At 41.1% G+C, this 22,946-nt stretch carries 22 protein-coding genes and 2 pseudogenes; 22 read left to right on the forward strand and 2 right to left on the reverse strand.

Going from position 1 to position 22,946, the window contains the following annotated elements; translation table 11 throughout:
* The first annotated feature begins 12 nt into the window (after positions 1-12).
* The 13 genes and pseudogenes from NQ488_04515 (at position 13) to NQ488_04575 (ending at position 14,866) form a co-directional block, all read left to right on the forward strand.
* Positions 13-1,578, forward strand: coding sequence for a site-specific DNA-methyltransferase (locus NQ488_04515; protein UWN96571.1), 1,566 nt, complete (start codon positions 13-15; stop codon positions 1,576-1,578).
* Positions 1,569-4,268 carry a restriction endonuclease subunit R gene (locus NQ488_04520; GenBank protein UWN96572.1) on the forward strand — a complete coding sequence of 900 codons (2,700 nt, stop codon included), beginning with the start codon at positions 1,569-1,571 and terminating at the stop codon, positions 4,266-4,268. Before NQ488_04515 ends, NQ488_04520 begins: the two co-directional genes overlap by 10 nt.
* A gap of 18 nt (positions 4,269-4,286) precedes the next feature.
* Entirely contained in the window at positions 4,287-4,499 is a 213-nt protein-coding gene (locus tag NQ488_04525) for a PBECR4 domain-containing protein (GenBank protein UWN96573.1), read from the forward strand.
* A gap of 271 nt (positions 4,500-4,770) precedes the next feature.
* Complete coding sequence (locus tag NQ488_04530; GenBank protein UWN96574.1) at positions 4,771-5,373, forward strand: TetR/AcrR family transcriptional regulator; 603 nt, start codon at positions 4,771-4,773, stop codon at positions 5,371-5,373.
* Between the two features lie 121 nt (positions 5,374-5,494).
* Positions 5,495-7,285 (forward strand): ABC transporter ATP-binding protein/permease, encoded by a 1,791-nt coding sequence (locus NQ488_04535; protein ID UWN96575.1) that lies wholly within the window; start codon positions 5,495-5,497, stop codon positions 7,283-7,285.
* Positions 7,282-9,015 carry an ABC transporter ATP-binding protein/permease gene (locus NQ488_04540; protein UWN96576.1) on the forward strand — a complete coding sequence of 578 codons (1,734 nt, stop codon included), beginning with the start codon at positions 7,282-7,284 and terminating at the stop codon, positions 9,013-9,015. The genes NQ488_04535 and NQ488_04540 overlap by 4 nt, the downstream gene beginning before the upstream one ends.
* Positions 9,016-9,112: 97 nt before the next feature.
* The gene (locus NQ488_04545; GenBank protein UWN96577.1) at positions 9,113-9,277 is read left to right on the forward strand and encodes a hypothetical protein; all 165 of its coding nucleotides are present in this window, start codon (positions 9,113-9,115) and stop codon (positions 9,275-9,277) included.
* Between the two features lie 43 nt (positions 9,278-9,320).
* Positions 9,321-9,446: a hypothetical protein gene (locus NQ488_04550; GenBank protein ID UWN96578.1), complete on the forward strand. Its 126-nt coding sequence runs from the start codon at positions 9,321-9,323 to the stop codon at positions 9,444-9,446.
* Positions 9,447-9,473: 27 nt separating this feature from the next.
* Positions 9,474-10,373 (forward strand): sulfate adenylyltransferase subunit CysD, encoded by a 900-nt coding sequence (cysD, locus tag NQ488_04555; protein ID UWN96579.1) that lies wholly within the window; start codon positions 9,474-9,476, stop codon positions 10,371-10,373.
* A 1-nt stretch (position 10,374) separates the two neighbouring features.
* Positions 10,375-12,072, forward strand: coding sequence for a GTP-binding protein (locus tag NQ488_04560; GenBank protein UWN96580.1), 1,698 nt, complete (start codon positions 10,375-10,377; stop codon positions 12,070-12,072).
* Between the two features lie 230 nt (positions 12,073-12,302).
* Positions 12,303-13,043, forward strand: a pseudogene (locus NQ488_04565) (LacI family transcriptional regulator).
* A 51-nt stretch (positions 13,044-13,094) separates the two neighbouring features.
* A pseudogene (locus NQ488_04570) lies at positions 13,095-13,781 on the forward strand (sulfate ABC transporter permease subunit).
* Positions 13,778-14,866: an ATP-binding cassette domain-containing protein gene (locus NQ488_04575; protein UWN96581.1), complete on the forward strand. Its 1,089-nt coding sequence runs from the start codon at positions 13,778-13,780 to the stop codon at positions 14,864-14,866. Before NQ488_04570 ends, NQ488_04575 begins: the two are co-directional and overlap by 4 nt.
* Positions 14,867-14,904: 38 nt before the next feature.
* Here the strand turns inward: NQ488_04575 and NQ488_04580 are convergent, their stop codons facing one another.
* Positions 14,905-15,663 (reverse strand): ABC transporter ATP-binding protein, encoded by a 759-nt coding sequence (locus tag NQ488_04580; GenBank protein ID UWN96582.1) that lies wholly within the window; start codon positions 15,661-15,663, stop codon positions 14,905-14,907.
* Entirely contained in the window at positions 15,656-16,666 is a 1,011-nt protein-coding gene (locus NQ488_04585; protein UWN96583.1) for an iron ABC transporter permease, read from the reverse strand. The genes NQ488_04580 and NQ488_04585 overlap by 8 nt, the downstream gene beginning before the upstream one ends.
* Before the next feature lie 213 nt (positions 16,667-16,879).
* On the opposite strand from NQ488_04585, the gene NQ488_04590 reads away from it, so the two are divergent.
* From NQ488_04590 to NQ488_04630, 9 genes are all read left to right on the forward strand, one after another.
* Positions 16,880-18,121, forward strand: a complete 1,242-nt coding sequence (locus NQ488_04590) for a PLP-dependent transferase (protein ID UWN96584.1) — start codon at positions 16,880-16,882, stop codon at positions 18,119-18,121.
* Positions 18,122-18,177: 56 nt separating this feature from the next.
* Positions 18,178-19,044: a 4Fe-4S binding protein gene (locus NQ488_04595; protein UWN96585.1), complete on the forward strand. Its 867-nt coding sequence runs from the start codon at positions 18,178-18,180 to the stop codon at positions 19,042-19,044.
* A 66-nt stretch (positions 19,045-19,110) separates the two neighbouring features.
* Positions 19,111-19,362 carry a sulfurtransferase TusA family protein gene (locus NQ488_04600; protein ID UWN97105.1) on the forward strand — a complete coding sequence of 84 codons (252 nt, stop codon included), beginning with the start codon at positions 19,111-19,113 and terminating at the stop codon, positions 19,360-19,362.
* An 11-nt stretch (positions 19,363-19,373) separates the two neighbouring features.
* Positions 19,374-19,694, forward strand: a complete 321-nt coding sequence (gene trxA / locus NQ488_04605) for a thioredoxin (GenBank protein UWN96586.1) — start codon at positions 19,374-19,376, stop codon at positions 19,692-19,694.
* Positions 19,695-19,794: 100 nt separating this feature from the next.
* Entirely contained in the window at positions 19,795-20,013 is a 219-nt protein-coding gene (gene thiS, locus NQ488_04610) for a sulfur carrier protein ThiS (GenBank protein UWN96587.1), read from the forward strand.
* Entirely contained in the window at positions 20,000-20,806 is an 807-nt protein-coding gene (gene thiF, locus NQ488_04615) for a thiazole biosynthesis adenylyltransferase ThiF (GenBank protein ID UWN96588.1), read from the forward strand. The genes thiS and thiF overlap by 14 nt, the downstream gene beginning before the upstream one ends.
* A 29-nt stretch (positions 20,807-20,835) precedes the next feature.
* Positions 20,836-21,246: a M67 family metallopeptidase gene (locus tag NQ488_04620; protein ID UWN96589.1), complete on the forward strand. Its 411-nt coding sequence runs from the start codon at positions 20,836-20,838 to the stop codon at positions 21,244-21,246.
* Positions 21,240-22,136 carry an FAD-dependent oxidoreductase gene (locus NQ488_04625; GenBank protein UWN96590.1) on the forward strand — a complete coding sequence of 299 codons (897 nt, stop codon included), beginning with the start codon at positions 21,240-21,242 and terminating at the stop codon, positions 22,134-22,136. The genes NQ488_04620 and NQ488_04625 overlap by 7 nt, the downstream gene beginning before the upstream one ends.
* 181 nt (positions 22,137-22,317) lie before the next feature.
* Positions 22,318-22,914, forward strand: a complete 597-nt coding sequence (locus tag NQ488_04630; protein UWN96591.1) for a 50S ribosomal protein L25 — start codon at positions 22,318-22,320, stop codon at positions 22,912-22,914.
* Positions 22,915-22,946 lie beyond the last annotated feature (32 nt).

Here is a 22,946-nt window from a genome sequence, read left to right on the forward strand (position 1 = left end):
AGAATATAAAATATGAATAATAAAGTACCACAGCAGATTAATGATATCGTTGGAGATAATGTAAAGAAACTTGCTCAGTTATTCCCATCTGTTGTAAAGGATGGAGAGGTTGATTTTGAAGCCTTAAAAGAAGAACTTGGACAGTATGAGGAAGTAGGAAGCGAAAAGTATGAGCTTACTTGGGCAGGAAAAAAGAATGCAAAAAGGATTGCTCAGGAAGATGTTATTGGAAGAACACTAAAATTTATTCCAGAGGATAGTAAGGATGCAGATACTACAGAGAACCTCTATATTGAAGGGGATAATCTGGAAGTGTTGAAGCTACTTAGACAGAATTATTATGGTGCCATCAAGATGATTTATATAGATCCACCATATAATACTGGAAATGATTTTGTTTATAATGATTCATTTGAAATGAGTGAGAGTGAAAGCAATATAGTAGAAGGCACCATAAGTGTAGTTGGCGAAAAATATGTGATTAATAGTGCATCGACAAATAAATATCATGCTAAATGGCTAAGTATGTTATATTCAAGATTAAAGATTGCAAAAGATTTATTGAGTGATGATGGAATTATCTCGATTAGTATTGATGAGCATGAATTTGAAAATTTAATTAAATTATGTAAAGAAGTTTTTGGGGAGCAGAATTATATCGGATCTATAGTAGTAAAAAGCAATCCACGAGGTTCCATGTCTACAGCAGAATTGGCAAGTTTGCATGAATATCTCGTGCTATTTGCAAAAAGTAGGAATGATGTAAATATAATAGGTCATGCTTTATCTGAGAATATGTTATCAGAATATAAGTATGAAGATGCTGGAGGAAAATATCGTTTACTCGGATTGAGAATGAGAGGAGGATTTTGGAGAAGGAGTGAGAGGCCTAATCTTTATTTCCCTATATATGTCAATCCTAATACAGGGGGAGTGTCATTGAAAAAGAATTATGAATTTCCAGAAGAAGCACTTCCAATTCAGCCATCGACTATGGAAGATGGAACTTGGAGATGGAGTAAAGATAAAATATTATTAAACAGTGATCAGATAATAGGAAGGCAAGTCTCTAGGCAAGGAGAGCTTGAATGGGATATATTTCAAAAAGATTATCTTAGTAGAGGTGAAACAAGAAGGACTAAGGCAAAAAGTATTTGGGATGAGAGTGAAATAAATTATCAAAATGGTACGGAGGAAGTAAAGAGGCTGTTAGGAAAAGCAGGAGTTTTTGACTATTCAAAGCCAGTTTTTTTAATCAAACAAATAATGAATATGTTAGACTTGAATAACGGGGATATTGTTTTGGATTTCTTTTCAGGTGCAGCAACTACGGCTCAAGCGGTATTTGAGTATAATATTGAAAATAACGCTCAATTGTTTTTTGGATTAGTTCAACTGCCAGAATTATGTGATGAGAAGACAGAGGCATATAAAAGTGGGTATACGAATATTTGCGAAATTGGAAAAGAACGCATTCGTAGAGCAGGAGATAAAATAAAATCAGAGCATCCAGATGCAGATATAGATATTGGGTTTAAAGTATTTAGAACTGCTGATACCAATATCAAATGGAATTAGCTGACCATTTCAAGAGACTTTACAACATTGATATTGGTAAGCATAGCTTTATTTATGACAGTAAAAACCCAAAGCAAATCAGTTCAAAGTTAGTTGAGAGTAATGATTTAAGCATTTGTGTGTTAAATATTCAGGCATTTAATAAAGATACAAATATACTTAGGAAAACAGATGAGTATGAGCAAAATCTTTGGGAAGATATCAAATATATCAAGCCGATTGTAATTATTGACGAGCCACAAAAGATTGAAGGTACTGCAAAGAAAAAGTCAAAATCTTTAGTTGCTATTGAAGAATTAAAGCCACTTTTTACTTTGCGTTATTCTGCTACGCACAAGCAGTTATACAATCAGATTTATAAACTGGATTCCTATGCAGCATATCAGAAGGATTTAGTTAAAAAGATTGTTGTTAAGACAGTCTATGGGGTGATTCCAAAGGATTATCCATATGTCAGATATCTTGCATTTACTTCCGATTTGAAAGCAAAGATTGAGATATTTTCGCAAGATCAAGGTGGAACAATCAGATTTAAAACTTTCAATGTAGGTGGCGGAGCATCTCTTGAAGAATTATCGGGTGGTTTATCTCAGTATAAGGATTATCGCATTGCAGAGGAACCTCATAAATTAAAGCCATTGTCAGTTGCTACTAAGGAAGGATTCTTTGGTCTGGAGCTTGGACACAGTAATCATGAGATAGAGAAGAATGAGGCTGTGCGAATTCAAATAAGATTAGCGATACAGAACCATTTCACAAAACAGCTCAACATTATTCGTTCAGGTAGGAAAATCAAGGCTTTAACATTATTCTTTATCGATGCTGTAGATAAGGTGCGTGATGATTCAGCTCCTGATGGAAGAGGCGAGTATCTGCGTATTTTTGATGAAGAGTACAAAAAGTATGTAACAACTCATGCGCATGAGCTGGAAATGAATAAAGAATATTTTCCAGACTACATGAACGTACAGGCTGTAAGAGAGGGATATTTTGCCAGAGACAAGAAGAATAATGCGGTAGATGTTGAAGGTTGGGATTCATCTTTAGACGATAGCGATGTGAAACTAAAGGCAAAGTCACAAGAAGATATTGATAGAGGTATCAGTCTTATTCTTGAAAAGAAGGATGAATTGATTTCATTTGAGGAACCTCTTGCGTTTATCTTTTCACATTCTGCATTGAGAGAAGGATGGGATAATCCAAACGTGTTTACACTTTGTACGTTAAAAGCTGGCGGTTCTGATATTGCTAAAAAACAGGAGATTGGTCGAGGATTAAGATTGCCGGTTGACAACACAGGTAATCGTTGTATTGATCGTAGAATTAATGAATTGACTGTAATAGCAAATGATTATTATGACCATTTTGCATCTGCACTTCAGAAGGATTTCAATGATAATATGCATTTTGTCAAGGATGAGGTTACTGCTGATATTTTGATTGAAACATTAAAATCGGCAGGAATGCCAGAGGAGAAAATCAGTCCTAAACTGGTGGATACACTTAAGGAAGAACTGGTGTCTGTCGGAGTGATGAATACAGACAATGTGCTGAAGGGTTCTTCACAGCAGATAACAAAAACTCTGGATAATATGGTGTTTGTTGATGATACCTTGAATGAGCATGCACAACTGATTAAGCAACAGTTCAAGGAACTGATGGTTCAGAAAGGTACCAGAAAGATTGAGATTACAAATGGTGATAATGCTCCATATGATAATGGTGTTAGAGCCTATGTGACGCAAGGTGAGTTTGAAAAGATATATCTTGGACTTCGCAAGAATCTTATGCAGCGTTCTATTTATAAATTTAAGATTGACAAGGACAAGTTTATAGATGACTGTACTTTTCAGATTAATCAGTCTTTATTATTCAAGAAAGCAAAGAATGAATACAAGGTTGAAACGGGTAGAGCAAAATTTAATACATCGCAGATGTTTGTAATGGAAGAGTTAGCTTATGGCGATAAGGAGCTGGAAGTGGAAATTACTTCTGATCCAAAATCTGATTTTGAAATTGCAAATTTTATAATGTATCATACAATGTTACCTAGACTTGCAATTTTCAAGATTTTGCAGGGAGTTACTAAACGTGAGTTGCTTAATAATCAGGATATTTTGGATGAAGTGACTCAGTTAATCAAAGGAATTCTTAATGATACAAAGGCTTCCAATATTACTTCTTATGAAGTGATAAACGGATATGAATTAGATGAGCGAAATATCTTTGAGCTTGATACCATTACAGAGGCAGATTTCGAGCAGGAATGGAGAGTGTTCAAAGCAAAATCTGACAGAAGTTCTGCGATGAATGAATATTACAAGCTTGATAGTGAAGGTGAGTCAAAGTTTGCTCATAAGCTGGAGAATAATGAGAATGTTTTACTTTTTACAAAGCTGAAAAAGGGTGGATTTGTAATAGATACACCATATGGTAATTACAGCCCTGACTGGGCGGTAGTATGTCGTAAGGAGGCTTTGAAAGACCCATCAATCGGAATATATTTCATCGTTGAAACAAAAGCAGGTAAGACATGGGCTGACCTGACTGATGTGGAAAAGAACAAGATTCATTGCGGAGAACTTCACTTCAAAGCTGTATCCGATGATACCAAGTTTGATTGGGTAAATGGCTATGAGGATTTTGTAAATAAGTTTGGGGTTGCTGATTCTAACATGGAGGATTTATAAACATGGTAGATGTATTCAATGATTGAGGCTGATTATCTTATGGAAAATAAAATGGAAAGCAGAAATTTATTTTTATCAAATGATGATGGAGATAAATATATCTGTCGTTCGTTTTTTCCAGAAGAAAAGATGGATTATTCAAAGAATCAGGCATCATGGATACTTATTTATAAGAAAAAGACAGATTTAATAACAGAAACAGAGACAGTTCTTCACAATAGATTAAAATAATATATTTTTATAAGCCATTTGGACTAACGATCCATATGGCTATTTTTATGCTCCAATAATTACTTATATAACTACTTATACATACATGATAAAAAATATCACTAAGCACTCTTTGCGTTGACAACAGTAACTTTTAAACATAAAATAACACTGTTATTATAACGGCGTTACGTTAATGCCATTATATAGGCGCCGTTATGCTGAAAGGTTTGCGGTAGCATTATTTTGACTGCGGAGAAATACTCACGCATACTGAAAGGGAATACCATATATGAGAAAAGAGGCAGCAGGTGTTACGGAAAAGCTTATAGCGAGCGCAAAGAAGGAATTCCTTGAACATGGTTTTCACGATGCAAGTCTAAGAAGAATATCGTCAGACAGCGGAGTAAGCACCAATTCAATATATACACGCTTCGGAGATAAGAGCGGCCTGTTTACTGCGATTGTAAAGGACGCCGCAGACGGACTTATGGAGATATATCTTGACAGTGTCAGCAAAGCGGCAGACTCACATGATGTTGACAAGGCTGTGCATGAAGGCGAGAGAGGAACTTACAGTGTGCTTGAATATGTATATAAGCATTTGGATGAGTTCAGGCTGATATTCTGTCACTCGGAAGGTACAGAGTACGAAGGTTACTTCGATGAGCTTGCACGGATTGAAGAGGAGTATTACCTGGAGTTTGCAAAGCAATATTCAGATGGCAGTCATAAAGTCGATGAATTTTTCATCCATGTATATTGCAGAAACGGATGGCAGTATATTTGTGAGCTTATTGAACATGGCAAAAGCTTTGAGCAGGCATGTGAATTCATGGAGAATGTAAGGCTGTTTAACAGTGCGGGCTGGAAGGCTGTATTTGGGATTATGTGATATCAGATATATAAAAGAAGGCAGTAGCAATGCTGCCTAAAAAAATGATAATAGGTTAGACACAACTAACTTATTGATATATTTTATCAGCACAACAAAAATAATAGTAAAGGAGAGGACTATGAAAACAAAAAAACAAAGCGCTCTGTCAAGACTCATGGACATAGCCGGAGAACATAAATATCTGGTGTATCTGTCATGGATTCTTGCAGTTCTCAGTGCATGGATTGCACTTGTTCCTTTTTATGATGTGTGGCGCATCATAAAGGAAATACTGGAGGTAAAACCTGATTATGCCAACGCAACGCATATAACAGCATATGGATGGAAGGCTGTAGGCTTTGCCCTGCTGGCAATGGCGGCATACATAGCGGCGCTTATGTGCTCACATAAGGCGGCATTCCGTGTGCAGTCCAATATGAGAGTAAGCATGATGGAACATATCATGAAGCTTCCGTTGGGATATGTCGAGTCTCAGGGAACGGGTAAGATACGCAAGGTTGTTAACGATTCAAGTGCGGCAACAGAGACATTTATCGCACATAACCTGCCTGATAAGGCAGTGTCGGCCGCCACACCCGTAGGACTGCTTGTAATGATGATGGTATTTGACTGGAGACTCGGACTTATTAGTCTTATACCGGCGGCTATTGCATTTATACTGATGGGAACACTGATGATGGGCCCTAAGATGGCTGAGGATATGAAGCAGTACCAGAATTCGCTTGAAACAATGTCGGCAGAGGCAGTTGAGTATGTACGCGGAATTCCGGTCGTAAAGACATTCGGACAGACCGTATTTTCATTTAAACGCTTTAAGGCGGCGATAGACGATTATGAGAAATGGACACTTGACTATACTAAAAGCATGATGCTTCCTATGACAGGCTTTACAACAGCATCTAACGGAATATTTGCGGCACTGATTATAGCAGCTTATACGCTTGGCGGCAATCAGATAACAACACAGTTTGCACTTAATCTTATTTTCTACATACTTATTACATCAACGCTTACAACAACGTTAATGAAGGTTGCGTATGCAGGCGAGTCACAGATGATTGTTGAGGATGCACTTAACAGAATGGATGGAATATTTGCAGTATCACCGCTTCCACAGTCAGACAAAAAAAGCATTCCGAAGGATTCTTCAATAAGCATTGAAAACGTAACATTTGCGTATGATGAGTCCAAGGATAATGCAATTGACGGAATAACGATGCATGTAAAGGCGGGAGAGCATGTGGCGCTGGTAGGTCCGTCCGGAGGCGGTAAGACAACACTTGCTTCGCTTATTGCAAGATTCTGGGATGTTAAGTCGGGAAGCATCAGGCTTGGAGATGCTGATGTAAAGGATATTGACGCAAAAGAGCTTATGAATCAGGTTTCGTATGTATTTCAGGACAGTAAGCTTCTTAAGATGAGTATCCTTGAAAATGTAAGAATGGGAAGGCCATATGCCGGTGATGATGAGGTTATGAAAGCACTTCAGGCTGCACAGTGCATGGACATAATTGAGAAATTTCCGGATGGCGTCAATACCGTAATAGGTTCAAATGGAATATATGTATCGGGCGGAGAGGCACAGAGACTTTCAATTGCAAGAGCTTTTCTTAAAAATGCACCGGTACTGATACTTGACGAGGCAACAGCATTTGCAGATCCTGATAATGAGAGGCTTGTGCAGAAAGCGTTTGAGAATCTTGCCAAAGATAAGACCGTAATTATGATTGCACACAGACTGTCAACAGTGACAGATGCAGACTGCATATATGTACTTAAAGACGGCAGGATAGCAGAGAGCGGAACACATGATGAGCTTACGGCAAAGAACGGAATATATACACACATGTGGAATGAATATAACAAATCTGTTAACTGGCAGGTGGGAAGGAACGGTGAAAAATCATGACAGAAAAGCTTAAGCATAAATATGCTCTTTCGGATAAGGGTGCTCATGATATGATGCGCGCATTTGCTGCGGTTACAATCGCCAATCTTGTATTGATGCTTCCGGTTGGACTTTTGTATGTGCTTTCTTCATACCTGATTGAAGGAAGCCTGCCGCAGGATAAGAAAATGTTCTTTATCGCCGGTACTGTCGCAGTACTTGTGCTTATAATACTTACAACATTATTCCAGTACAGGTCAACCTTCCTTTCTACATATGTAGAGAGCGGTGTAAGACGAAGAATGCTGGCAGAGAAGCTGAGAAAGCTTCCTTTATCGTTTTTTGGCAAGAAGGATCTTTCAGACCTTACCAACACAATTATGTCAGACTGTGCGCTTATAGAGACGGCAAGCTCACACTGGATTCCTGAGCTTGTGGGAGCATTTGCATCAACGACAGTAATTGTAATAAGTCTGTTCTTCTTTGAATGGCGTATGGCACTTGCGGCTGTATGGGTTGTCCCGATTGCATTTTTTATAGTTCTTTATTCAAAAAAGGTAATGGATAAGGCACATAATAAGACTATTGAATACAGACTTGCATGTCTTGACGGCATACAGGAGGGGCTTGAGACAATCAGGGATCTGCGTTCCAACAATATGACGGAAGAATATATGTCCGGTCTTAATGTAAAGATTAAAAACGTTGAGAAACATGCGATTGTAGCGGAATTTGCCAATGCGGCATTTGTGTGCTCGGCACAGATGATTCTCAAAATCGGTATCGGAACGGTCTGTGTTGTCGGAGGTTCGCTGCTTGTAAAGGGTGAAATCAGCGTACTTACATTTTTTATGTTCCTTCTTGTGGTTACGAGAATGTATGAACCGTTGCAGATTTCACTCCAGAATCTGTCAGCAATAATAAGCATTAATAAGAACTGTGAGAGAATGGATGAGATACTTTCGCATGATGAGCAGACAGGAAAAGAAATCCTTGATAATAAAGGATATGATATTACTTTTGATCATGTTTCATTTGCGTATAAGAAGGGTGAGCAGATACTGAAGGATGTCAGCTTTACGGCGAAGCAGGGAGAGGTTACGGCACTTATCGGCCCGTCAGGAGGCGGTAAGACAACGATATCAAGGCTTGCTGCAAGATTCTGGGACAATGATGGAGGCAGGATTACTGTCGGTGGAATGAATGTATCTGAGATTGACCCTGAGAAACTTCTGTCGCTGTATTCAATTGTTTTCCAGGATGTAACACTGTTCAATAACACTGTAATGGAGAATATCCGTATAGGTAAGAAGGATGCAGCTGACGAAGAGGTAATGAATGCGGCAAGACTTGCCAACTGTATTGATTTTGTTGAGAAGCTTCCGGATGGCTGGAATACGATGATAGGCGAGAATGGATCGGAGCTTTCGGGCGGTGAGAGACAGAGAATATCAATTGCAAGAGCATTTCTTAAGAATGCACCAATCATACTTATGGATGAAGCCACAGCATCACTTGATGTAGATAATGAATCGGCAATTCAGGAATCAATATCAAAGCTGATCAGTGATAAGACTGTTCTTATAATTGCGCACCGAATGAGAACTGTAGATGGGGTTGACAGAATAGTTGTTCTTAAAGGTGGAACTGTGGCTGAGCAGGGCACTCCAAAGCAGCTTAAGGCGCAGAACGGAATATACAGACATATGGTGGATATGCAGCTCGCATCGGAGCAGTGGAAATACTGTTAAAAATGCATTATAAATGCCAATAAATATTTGTTTTGGGTATTGTATTTTCTCCGGTTTGACAGTAAGATAGTTAAGTATTCAAAGATTGGAGAAAGATATGAAGAAGAAACAAATCGGAATGCTTATATTTATCGCACTGATTGCGGTACTTTGCATTATATCATTCAGAACACCGGGGACGATTGCAGATTCTGAGAGTTACAGATGTGCGGCTTATTCAACAATATTGTCACTGCTGCTGGGGCTGCTGCTCATGTATTAAGGAATGCCACTTTGATGCGATAGGTCTCTATCTTGGAGCTGATATGGGAGGAATGGGAAGTGTCATGACAGTTAATTCCAAGGGACAGTTTCTTAACTGGAATATCCATAAGACAGACGGAAGCACAGAGACAATAGTTATTGATAAGAAAGAATCTAATAAATATTAAATTATACTTCGCAGGGAGGAATTATTAATGGAAAAGTTATCACATTTGGATCAGCTGGAGGCAGAGGCAATATACATAATCCGTGAAGTTGCGGCAGAGTGTGAGAAGCCTGTAATGCTCTATTCAATCGGAAAGGACAGCTCAGTAATGCTTCATCTTGCAATGAAGGCATTCTATCCTGAGAAACCGCCATTCCCATTCTTACATGTTAATACAACATGGAAGTTCAAGGAGATGATAAAGTTCCGCGATGAGCAGGCTAAGAAGCTTGGCATAGAGATGCTTGAGTATATCAACGAAGACGGAGTTAAGCAGGGAATAAATCCTTTTGACCACGGCTCAGCATATACCGACATCATGAAGACACAGGCATTGAAGCAGGCACTTAATAAGTATGGCTTCACGGCAGCATTCGGCGGTGGACGAAGAGATGAGGAGAAGTCAAGAGCCAAGGAGAGAATCTTCTCATTCCGTAACGAGAATCATGCGTGGGATCCTAAGAATCAGAGACCTGAGATGTGGAAGCTCTACAATTCAAAGATTCACAAGGGTGAGAGCATAAGAGTATTTCCTATCTCTAATTGGACTGAGACAGACATCTGGCAGTATATAAAGAGAGAGAATATAGAGATAGTACCTCTCTATTTTGCAGATGTAAGACCGGTTGTATACCGTGACGGTAATATTATCATGGTTGATGATGACAGAATGAAGTTAAGGCCGGACGAAAAGATTGAGATGAAGAGTGTAAGATTCCGTACGCTCGGATGCTATCCGCTTACAGGCGGCGTTGAGTCAACAGCCAGGACACTTGATGAGATTATAGACGAGACACTTTCTGCAGTATCATCTGAGAGAACTACAAGAGTTATTGATAATGAGGCGGCAGGCAGCATGGAGAGAAGAAAAAGGGAGGGTTATTTCTAGGATGAGAAGCTTATTAAAATTTATAACATGCGGAAGCGTGGATGACGGCAAGTCAACACTTATCGGACATATTTTGTATGATTCAAAGCTTTTATATGCAGATCAGGAGAAGGCACTGGAGCTTGACAGTAAGGTCGGAAGCCGTGGCGGTGCAATAGATTATTCACTCCTTCTTGACGGACTTATGGCTGAGAGAGAGCAGGGAATTACAATTGACGTAGCTTACAGATATTTCACAACAGATAACAGAAGCTTTATCGTTGCTGATACTCCGGGACATGAGGAGTACACACGTAACATGGCTGTAGGTGCTTCATTTGCAGACCTCGCGGTAATCCTTATTGATGCCAAGCAGGGTGTTCTCGTTCAGACAAGAAGACATGCAAGAATCTGTGCACTTATGGGTATTAAGTACTTTGTATTCGCGGTTAATAAGATGGATCTTGTCGGATATGATGAGAACAGATTCAATGAGATAAAAAAACAGGTTGAAGAGCTTGCAGATGAACTTAAGCTTGAGAGCATCTACATTATTCCGGTATCGGCTACAGAAGGTGACAACGTAACAACGAAGTCAGAGAACATACCTTGGTATAAGGGAGAGGCGCTTCTTCCATATCTTGAGAATATTGATGTTACCGAGAAGAAGCAGGAAGAGGGCTTCTACATGCCTGTACAGAGAGTATGCCGTCCTGACCATACATACAGAGGCTTCCAGGGGCAGATTGAATCAGGAGAGATTAAGACAGGTGATGAGATTATAACACTTCCAAGCAATGAGCGCGCTCATGTTAAGAGCATTCTTGTAGGTGACAGGGACTCAGACCATGCATTCATGGGTCAGCCTGTTACAATCCAGCTCGACAGGGAAGTGGATGTATCAAGAGGCTGTGTGCTTGCTGCGGGTAATAAGCTTCCTATAAGCAAATCATTTACAGCTACAATCCTGTGGATGGATGACAAGGAGCTTACACCGGGAACAGACTACATCGTAAAGCTCGGTACTAAGCAGATGCCTGCAATTCTTAAGAATATCCAGTATAAGATTGATGTTAATACAGGCGCATATATTCCTGCCAATAGCCTTAAGAAGAATGAGATAGCAGTATGTGATATCTCTCTTCAGGAAGAAATTGTACTCGATGAGTTCAAGAAGCATAAGACACTCGGAGAGCTTATACTTATAGACAGAATTACCAACATGACATCAGCATGTGGCGTAGTCGAGAAGCCTTCTGTAGATGACAGCAGGGATCTTAAGACTGCATTTGTATATGGTTCGCTTAAGGCAAACGGTGATATCTTTGAGGAGTTCTACTACAATCTTGACAGTATGACAATCAACAAGGTAAGACCTTCAGGAAGAACATATACGGTTGGTGACGAGATTCCTGTTAATGGTGAGAGCTACAGCTATCCTGACAGCTTTGACGTTGTTGTGCTCCGTGACAAGGTTGCCGTTAAGGTTCGTGATCGTAAGGTTGAGAGTATCGGAGAGCTTGCAGATTACAAGTATTCAGGAGTACCTGTGATTAACGGACGAGGCTTTGAGGTTAAAGTTAATGATGAAGCTTCATATGCTGCATTCGCAGAGGAACTTGCACAGCAGAAGGACAGCATAAGCAGCGGGTTCTTCAATAAGTGGCTCACATTTGAGACATACAGAAAGATAGTATTTAAGGACGAAATCTGGAACTAAGTATGGATAAAGCATTGCTGCTGTCAGCGGGGAATCCCCACACAGACTTATGCTGACACGGGCACGCCTGCGCTTGGTTGCAGCCGCAGCGGACATGTAAGGCGACAAAATACGGCGCCTTACGTGCCGGCGGCTGCAAAATGCCCGCTTACAGCACAAGCCGGTGTGTGTTTTCTTCCGGCTGTGGGGTGGAGAATGGAGGTCACATGTCAATTAAGAAAATCGCACAGATGACGGGAGCCTCGGTATCTACAGTGTCGCGTGTGCTCAATAATCCCGATTACAAATGCCAGGATTCCAAGCTGCGTGACAGGATATGGAAGGCAGCGGTTGAGATAAATTATGTACCCAATGAAGCTGCAAGAAGTCTTAAAAAGGGCGGTAATGCTGACGGACCGAAGAATTATTACATTAATATTCTTCTTACAAGGTCTGACAGTTCACATTCCGACCCTTTTTTTGATGAACTTCTGAGAGTTATTGAGTCAGAGATACATAAGAATTCCTGCATATTGTCGAGAGTATGGTACAATTCAACATTCTCGGATGACAGAAGGGCGGCAAGGGAGAAGGCTGACAGGCTGGCGGATGAGATGTATGAGCAGACCGGTGACAGATGTGACGGACTTATAATAATAGGGCGGTGTTCTAAGGATGCACTTAAAAAGCTGAAGGCAGCATTCAAAAATGTTGTATCAGTCAATCGTAATTCTACAAATTACGAGGTGGACGAGGTGCTCTGTGATGGAAGAAAGATAGCATCTATGGCAATTGAACATCTGCTGAAGCTTGGACACAGCAATATTGCATATGTAGGCAATATACGCAATGAAGCGCGTTTTGAAGGATACATGGAGGCGATGAGAAAGCATGACATAGAAGTGCTTCCGGAACTGATATTTGACACTGACCAGACAGAGAGCCATGGTTATGAGGTCATGGAAAATGTATTGAAAAGCGAGGAACGTCCGACGGCATTTTACTGTGCCAATGACATTACGGCAGTCGGTATGATAAAATGCCTTAAGGCTGTCATTGACAGATATGCGGTAAAATCAATATTGCTTACGGTTGAGGTTACACTGATAACCGTTACGGTTAATACGATATTCGGAATATTTGCGGCATGGGTGATTACAAAATACAGATTCAGGGTTAAGAAAGTACTCTCGGCTCTTATAGATCTGCCGCTTACGATATCACCGATAATAGCGGGACTTATATTTGTCCTGACATTTGGAAGAAACAGTATATTGTACCCATTGCTTACATCTCTTGGAATTAAGATAATATTTGCAGTTCCGGGCATAGTGCTGGCAACAATATTTGTGACATTTCCATTCATATCAAGGGAACTTATTCCTGTTATGACAGCAGCGGGAACAGACGAGGAAGAGGCCGCGGCACTGATGGGAGCGGGATTTTTCAGGATATTCACGCAGATAACGCTGCCTGATATAAAATGGGCGCTGATGTATGGAATAGTTCTCTGCTCTGCAAGGGCAATGGGCGAGTTCGGGGCAGTGTCAATCCTGTCAGGACATCTTAGAGGCAGGACCAATACGATGCCGCTTCATATTGAAGTAACATATCAGGCATTCGATTTTACGGGAGCGTTTGCAATGTCGGCAATACTTGTGGTGATGGCTCTGGTAATTCTTGTTATAAGAAATATACTTGAATATCGCGGGAGGAGAAATGACTTATGACATTAAAGGCAGTAGAAAATGATACATATGTTGAATTGAAAAATGTCAACAAACGCTTCGGCAGCTATGAAGCATCAAAAAATATAAGCTTTGCGGTAAAAAAAGGAAGCCTTGCAGCACTCTTAGGTCCCAGCGGAAGTGGCAAGACAACAATACTTAAGATGCTTGCAGGTCTTGAGAATGCCGATTCCGGCGATATTATCATTGACGGAAGAAGGGTTAATGACATTAAGCCGTCCGAAATAGGTATCGGTCTTGTGTTTCAGAACTATGCACTTTTCAGGTACAAGACAGTGTTTGAGAATATTGCATTCGGTTTAAGGATTGAAAAATGGAGTAAGGCCGATATAAAAAACCGTGTTGATGAGCTGATAGAGCTGGTTGGTCTTAAAGGACTGGAAAAGAGATATCCGCGCCAGTTGTCAGGCGGGCAGAGGCAAAGAGTTGCATTCGCAAGGGCGATAGCAGCGCAGCCGCAGCTGCTTCTGCTGGATGAGCCTTTTGCAGCAATTGATGCCAAGGTCAGAAAGGAATTAAGAAGCTGGCTGAGAGAACTTATTAATGAAGTTGGAATAACAAGCATATTTGTTACACATGACCAGGAGGAGGCTATCGAATTATCTGACCAGATAATCCTCACGAACGCGGGGCGCGTGGAGCAGACAGGTACTCCGATTGATATTTATAATAATCCGCAGACGCCTTTTGCGGCAGGCTTTATCGGAGAGAATGTAAAAGTGGAAAATTACAGAGAGTTCAAGGGCTTTGAAGATATTAAAGAAGGTGATGGAGCATTTATAAGACCAGAAGCAGTTAATGTCACACGTGCCGATAAAAGGCTTCAGTACCAGGCAACAGCAGAAACAGCGGTAGTTACGGATGTTACATTCAAAGGGAATATAATTGAATTAAAATTATGGCTGCATGGCAATACAATAACTGCATACCGTCAGACAAACCAGACACTTGTAGCACCGGGAGATAAGGTGAAAGTGTTTATAGACAGGATGTTTGTTAAAGAAGGTGACAGAACATATACACAGGTGAATGGTATATACCGCAATGTCGAAAGTGTGGTTATATAGTGTGCTGATTCCCTGCATGAAGGGTAAGATGGGGATTATTACGTGAAAAGGTAATAAGTCCCCTCTTCGTCGTGAAGTTCGCGGCATTGTGCGTGAAATACGTCTTCAAGTATGTGGCTTTCTATGCAGCCGGCGGGAGTGCCGCCGAATACAATCTCAGAATTATTCATTACAATTATCTTATCAGATATGGACAGTGCTTTTGATATATCGTGGAGGACGAGCAGAATCGTCTTCCCTTTTTCTTTCAGCTCGAGAATCATATTATAAAATATGCGCTGTCCTTCAATATCAAGGTATGTTGTAGGTTCATCAAGAATGATGGTGTCACAGTCCTGCGCCAGTATCATTGCAAAGAACACGCGCTGCCTGATTCCGCCTGACAGTGTATTGGCATACATATCTCTGTACTTATCTATCCCTGTAAAATGCATAACTTCATCTACAATCCTGATATCCTCGGCTGACTTTTTGCGTGCAAATCCCAGATGAGGGAAGCGCCCGTGCTCAACGAGAGTCTTTACCGGGAGAGCAGGAATTATCTGCCTTATCTGTGGAAGAAATGCGATAAGCCGGGCGCGTTCTTTGTATGAAAGCTTCAATATATCAGTGTCATCAAGTAGTATTCTTCCGCCTGTTACGTCTGAGCTGCCGTTTATTGATGATATGAGCGTTGTCTTGCCGCAGCCGTTAGGACCGAGAATTGTCGTTATGCACCCTGTAGGAATCTGTTCGGTGATTCCGTGTAATATCTCTTCGTGCCTGTATGATACATTCAGATTGTCGAATCTAAGCATTTACTCTACGGCCTCCTTTCCTGCGCAGAAGCAGATATAAAAAGAACGGACCGCCGACAAAGGACATGATTATTCCTGCCGGAAGTTCATAAGGAGCAGCGATTACGCGGCCTGCCAGGTCACACAGAATAACAAATACTGCGCCGAGAAGCGCACTGCATGGCAGCAGTATGCGCGCATCATTGCCGAACAGCCTGCGTCCGATGTGCGGTACAATAAGACCTACAAAGCTGAGAAGCCCCGCATAGCTTACAACACAGCCTGCCATGATACTTGAGAGCGTAAGCAGGATAAAACGTGTTACTGTAACATTAAGTCCAAGAGAACGTGCAATGTCTTCTCCCAGATTGAGAATATTGATGGCACGTCCAAAAAACATAGCTATTATTACCGCTGCAATAATTCCTATAGCGGGAAGTCTTATGGCACGGGCTGTAACACCGTTAAGCGTGCCTATCATAAAAGTTGTAATATTAAGAGTTATCTCGTTATCAATAAGCTTTATTGTATTAATTCCCGCGCCGAGAAGGGAGGATATAGTTATACCTGCAAGAATAATGGTTGTTCTCGACTGGTCGCCCATGTATGCAATCGCAAATACAAGAAGTGTCGTTATAAGTGCTCCGGCAAATGCAAATACGGAGGAATATGCTGCGCTTCCATGCATGATAAGAAGTCCGGCCATGACGGCAAAGCCCGCACCTGAATTCACACCTATTGTATTAGGGCTTGCAAGTGAGTTATTCATAACACTCTGAAGGATTACGCCTGCACACGAAAGCCCCATTCCCGCAAGAAGAGCTGCAAACATGCGTGGCAGCCTTATGCCGTATATAAGAACGGAAGCAACAGAAGATGCATCGCGTCCGGTCAGGCACGATATAACCTCACCCGGCTCAAGCCTTACACTTCCAAGGAGAATACTCAGGAACATAGATATAAGCAGAATAAAAATCAGCAAAATAAATATAGATAGCTTTTTGTGTTTTGTATTAAATATCATATGAAATATATCCTTTCAAACTGCATTTTATCATATAAAAAAGCATAGCACAAGAAGACCGTAATAAAAAAATATTACCCTCAAACGCCCTGTTTATGCTAATTCATACTAAAATAATATAAATTATATGAATTTGTAGTTGACAATTGGAAAAATAAGTGTATTATATTTATCATAGTAATTTGATAGGATTTATATAAAAAGGGGCATCACATGAGATTTAATACTGCATTACTGCATGGTGACTTCAGAGGAGATAAGGCAACGGGAGCCACGCTTACTCCTATATATCAGTCAAGTGCATTTGAACATGATTCAGCAGTCAAGCTGGAGAAAATATTTCATAATCAGGCTCCGGGATTCTCATATACGAGAATAAGCAACCCGACAGTTGATGCATTCGAGAAGAGAATGACGGCATTGGAGGGAGGTATTGCCAGCGTGGCATGTGCGTCAGGTATGGCAGCCCTGTATAATGCGTTTTGCAATATATTAAGAGCCGGCGATGAGATAGTATCAAGTGCCAGCCTGTATGGCGGAAGCATTGATCTGTTCAGGGATCTTGAAAGCTTTGGAATAACAACAAGATACGTTGAGAATAACAATCTTGAGGAATTCAGGGCAGCAACGAATGAGCATACAAGGCTTTATTTTGCGGAGACGATAGGTAATCCAAGACTTGATGTTACTGATATAGAAGCACTTGCCAAGCTTGCACATGATAACGGTGTGCCGCTTATTATGGATAATACCGTTGCGACGGCATATCTGGTACAGCCTCTTAAGCTTGGTGCCGATGTGGTAGTCAATTCAACATCCAAGTATATCAATGCAAACAGCAGCGCGATATCAGGTGTGATTACCGATGCGGGAAGATTCAAGTGGGATGAAGACAGATATCCGGGAATGAAGGAATTTAAGAAGTTTGGTCCATTTGCATATACGGCGAAGCTTCGTAACGGATTATTCAGGAATACAGGTGCATGTCTGTCACCGCAGAACGCATTCTACAATAGTCTGGGAATGGAGACTCTGGGACTTCGAATGGAGCGTGTTTGCAGCAATGCGGCAAAGCTTGCACAGTTCTTTACTGAGAATTATAAGGATATAACAGTTAATTACCCCGGACTTACAGACAGCAGATGGCATGATATAGCAGCAAAGCAGTTTGGCGATAACGGTTACGGCGGAATAATCACGATAAGGACAGGAAGTAAGGAAAAAGCGTTCGGTATAATAGATGCGCTTAAGCTTCCACTGATAGTTTCCAATATCGGCGATACAAAGACACTTGTAATCCATCCTGAATCGACGCTTAACGTACACAGCAGTGAAGAGGAGAAGAAGACAGCAGGCGTATTTGATGACCTGATAAGAATAAGTGTCGGCATCGAGGATATCGAAGATTTGATTGAGGATTTCAGACAGGCAGTTGATTCAGTTGAGAATCTGTAGAATACAGAACAAATCCGGTACAACATATTAATATTTATGACATGGAGGATACAACAATGGCTAACATTGATTATGCAGCATTAAAAAAAGGCGGTTTCATGAGACAGAAGCAGAAAGGCTATTTCTCTCTGAGACTTCAGACTGTCGGAGGTAATCTTACTGCGGAGAATATAAAGACTGTTGCAGAAGTAGCAGAAAAATATGGCAAGGGCTATATTCACATGACATCAAGACAGGGCATTGAGATTCCTTTCATTAATTTTAAGGATATTGAAGAGGTTCGCAGCAAGCTTGCAGACGGAGGTGTTAATCCGGGAGTATGCGGTCCGAGAGTAAGAACCATAACAGCATGTCAGGGACGTGAGATCTGTCCGAGCGGCTGTATTGATACATATGAGCTTGCCAAGAAGCTTGATGAGCATTATTTCGGAAGGGAGCTTCCGCATAAGTTCAAGTTCGGTGTTACAGGATGTCAGAATAACTGCCTTAAGGCTGAGGAGAATGATATCGGTATCAAGGGCGGAATGGAAGTAAACTGGGTCTCAGACAAATGTATCAACTGCGGTGTGTGTGAAAAGGCATGCCGTGAGCAGGCAATAACATTTACAGGAAGCGAGATAATTCTGGATAAGTCAAAGTGCAATAATTGTGGACGCTGTGCTAAGGCATGTCCTACAGATGCATGGGATACTGAGAGCGGATTCATCGTATCGTTCGGTGGTCTGTTTGGTAACAGGATTTACAAGGGGGAACAGCTTCTTCCTATGATTAAGGATGAAGAGACACTTTTCAGGGTAACAGATGCAGCAATCGGATTCTTTGAGGAGAATGCTAATCCGGGTGAGAGATTCAGACTCCTTCTCCAGCGTGTGGGTGAAGATGAATTCAGAAAGAGAATACAGGCAGCATACGAAGGAAAGTAATCTGAAAAGCTGTGCATATACACAGGCTTGTATGCCGGAAAAGGCAGGAAAGGAGAATATATGGAAATAGCAGGAATTAAGATAGATGATCAGGTGGATATAACAGATAAGGTATGCCCGCTTACATTTGTAAAGGCAAAGGTTGCTCTTGATGAGCTTGAGGACGGCGAAGTTATTGCAATTCGAATGAATGACGGCGAGCCGGTACAGAATGTTCCGAGAAGCATTAAGGAAGAGGGACATCAGATACTTAAGCTGGTTAATAATGAGGATGGCACATATAATCTGATAGTTAAAAAGGTTGATGACGAAGCATAAGAGAGGTACATATGGCAGCTAGAGTAAGTAAAGCAGATTTTGATGATAAGGTGCTCGGAAGTTCACTTCCGGTTCTGGTTGATTTTTATTCAGACAGTTGTGTGCCATGCAAGAGAATGTCTCCTGTAGTAGGTGATGTTGAGGATGAGAGAGAAGGCAGCCTGTCAGTGTATAAAGTCAATATTAATTTTGATACAGAGCTTGCAGAACAGTATGACGTACAGTCAGTTCCTACACTGCTGCTGTTTAAGGGCGGGGCAGAGGTTGCAAGACAGTCAGGTGCAGTAAGAAAAGATGCACTGAATGCATGGATAGATGACAATGTTAAATAAACATACGAGGTATTAAGCGTACATGGTATGTTAAGCGCACTTCATTTTAGCGCACAAATAAAGCAAAATATTAAGCCGCAGAGGCAGAAATGAGGAGATTATGAAGATCACAGTTTCAGGAACAGCAAAAGAAGTAAAAGACGGACTTACATTACCGGAGCTTATCGAACTTGAGAATGTTGAACAGCCTGAGTATGTTACAGTATCAATTAATGAGGAATTTGTTGCAAGTGCAGATAAGGACAGCACAGTTCTTAAGGATGGTGACAGTGTAGAATTCCTTTACTTCATGGGAGGTGGAAGCTATGGCGTTAACTGATGAGCAGATTGAAAGATATTCAAGGCACATTATTCTCAAAGAGGTAGGTGCCAAGGGACAGAGAAAGCTTCTTAATGCCAAGGTGCTTATAATAGGTGCCGGCGGACTTGGAGCACCTGCAGCAATGTATCTTGCGGCAGCAGGCGTAGGAACAATCGGAATCGTAGATGCCGATGAAGTAGACTTGAGCAATCTTCAGAGACAGATAATACATCAGACAGCAGATGTCGGCAAGGCGAAGGTTAAGTCCGCAAAAGAGACAATGAATGCAATGAATCCTGATGTAACTGTCAATACATACAGAGAGTTTGTCACAAGTGAGAATATTATGGACCTTATCAGGGACTATGATTTCATAATTGACGGTACAGATAATTTCCCTGCAAAGTTCCTTATTAATGATGCCTGTGTAATGGCTAAGAAGCCTTTTTCACATGCAGGAATCATCAGATTCAAGGGTCAGCTTATGACCTATGTTCCTGGAGAAGGACCATGCTACCGTTGTGTATTCAAGAATCCACCACCAAAGGATGCAGTGCCTACATGCAAGCAGGCAGGCGTTATCGGCGCAATGGGCGGTGTTATCGGAAGTCTGCAGGCAATGGAGGCAATTAAGTATATTCTTGGAGTTGGAAAGCTTCTTACAGGATACCTTCTTACTTATGATGCAATTAATCAGGAATTCCATAAGATTAAGCTGCCATCAGATACATCAGGATGCGCAGTATGCGGTGACCACCCTACAATTACAGAGCTTATCGATTATGAGCAGGTAGAGTGCACAGACCACTAATGTGACAGCCTGCAGAAATGAGGTAATTCATGATATCAATGAAAAAGTCAGATTATGATCTGATTCTTGAACATGCAAAGTCTGTTGTGCCTGAAGAGGCATGCGGACTCATTGCAGGAACAATAGATAATGGCAGTAAGACCGTTGGGAAGGTGTATATTCTTACCAATATTGACCATTCTAATGAGCATTTTACACTTGATCCGAAAGAACAGCTTGCGGCAGTTAAAGATATGAGAGCATCAGGCCTTGTTCCGCTCGGTAACTGGCATTCTCATCCGGAGTCTCCGTCAAGACCTTCAGAAGAAGATAAGAGACTTGCGTATGACAGCAAGGCAAGCTATATGATTCTGTCACTTATGGATGCCGGTAATCCGGTACTTAATTCATTCCACATTGAAGGAAATGAATCAACGAAGGAAGAGCTTGTTATATGTTAGATGTTATTATTATAGGCAGTGGTCCGGCAGGGCTTACAGCCTCAATATATGCAAAGCGTGCAGGACTTAATGCAGTTGTTGTTGAAAAAGAATATATGGGTACAGGTCAGATAGCCGACAGCAGCAGAGTTGATAATTATCCGGGAATGCCCGGAGTAGACGGATATTCTCTTGGAGAGAGCTTCCGCAGCCATGCAGAATCACTTGGCGTGGAATTCATTGAAAGAGAGATTGTAAAGCTTGATAACAGCAAAGGCAGCTGGGTATGCACATGCGATGACGGAAGCACACTTGAAGCTCAGACAGTACTCTATGCGGCAGGATGCAGGCATCGCAGTCTTGGAATAGACTCCGAAAGTGTATTTCAGGGAAAAGGTGTTTCTTACTGTGCAGTCTGCGATGGGGCATTTTACAGGGATAAAAATGTGGCAGTAGTTGGAGGTGGAGACACAGCGCTTGATGATGCACTGTACCTTTCTGATATATGCCGTAAAGTATATCTTATCCACAGACGTGACGGCTTCCGCGGTTCGGCATCAACACTTGCCAGGCTTAAGGAAAAGGCAGATATCGAGATTATAACCAATGCAAGGATAGAGCAGATTACGGGTGATAAAAAGGTGTCAGGTGCAGACTTAAGCAATGGTGCCCATGTTGATATTGACGGAATCTTTGTTGCTGTTGGCATGATTCCGCAGACTTCACTGCTTGAAGGCTTTGATGTGCTGGATGACAGCGGATATGTTGTTGCAGGAGAAGATGGTGTAACATCATGCAGTGGGCTTTTTGCTGCAGGTGATGCAAGAACCAAGAATCTCAGACAGGTAATAACTGCGGCTTCGGATGGTGCCAATGCCATGTACTCAGTCATGCATATGTTGTCAAAATAGACAAAAATAACGTCAAAATTTCTTAAAATTTGGTTAATCTGTTTAGCAACTAGGCGCTATAATATACGCGTAACAAGAAAAAGCAATACTTAACAAAACCTGCCTATAGCGATATGGTGTACAGCCATAAGATATAAGTTGAAGGCTGCTAAGCAAATCAGATTTTTGGAGGAAAAGGTAAATGAATACTTTAAAAGCTGAAAAGAGAAGTTTGGATGTTAAGGCAAAGAGATTAAGACGCGAAGGATTTGTTACGGGCAATGTATTTGGCAGAGAATTAGCAGAGTCAATACCTGTAAAGATGCAGAAGGTTGATGTGGAGCGTATGATGAAGACAGACCATAAGGGCAGTCAGATTATGCTTGATGTTGACGGAGAACAGTATGATGTTCTTATTAAGGATATTGCATTTAATCCACTCAAGGGTATAGTCGAGGAGATTAGTTTTCAGGCATTGGTAAGCAATGAGATGGTACATTCTGTAGCTGAGGTAATACTGGTTAACCATGATAAGGTTGCCGAAGGTGTCGTACAGCAGCTCCTGAATGAAGTTTCATATAAAGCATATCCGTCAGCAATCGTAGATTCAGTTAAGGTTGATGTAAGCCAGATGAAGATTGGTGATACAATCAGAGTTAAGGATCTTGATATTGCGGCTGATAAGGATGTAGAGATTCATACAGACCTCGAAGCTCCTGTTGTAACGGTAACAGCAGTTCATAATGATGTTCCTGAGACAGATGAAGAATCAGCAGACGGTGAGGCAGCAGCAGAATAATCGGAACAAAAGCAGTAGATTGTTCTGTATGC

This window comes from [Bacteroides] pectinophilus, from assembly GCA_025146925.1.
Lineage (GTDB): Bacteria > Bacillota > Clostridia > Lachnospirales > Lachnospiraceae > Bacteroides_F > Bacteroides_F pectinophilus.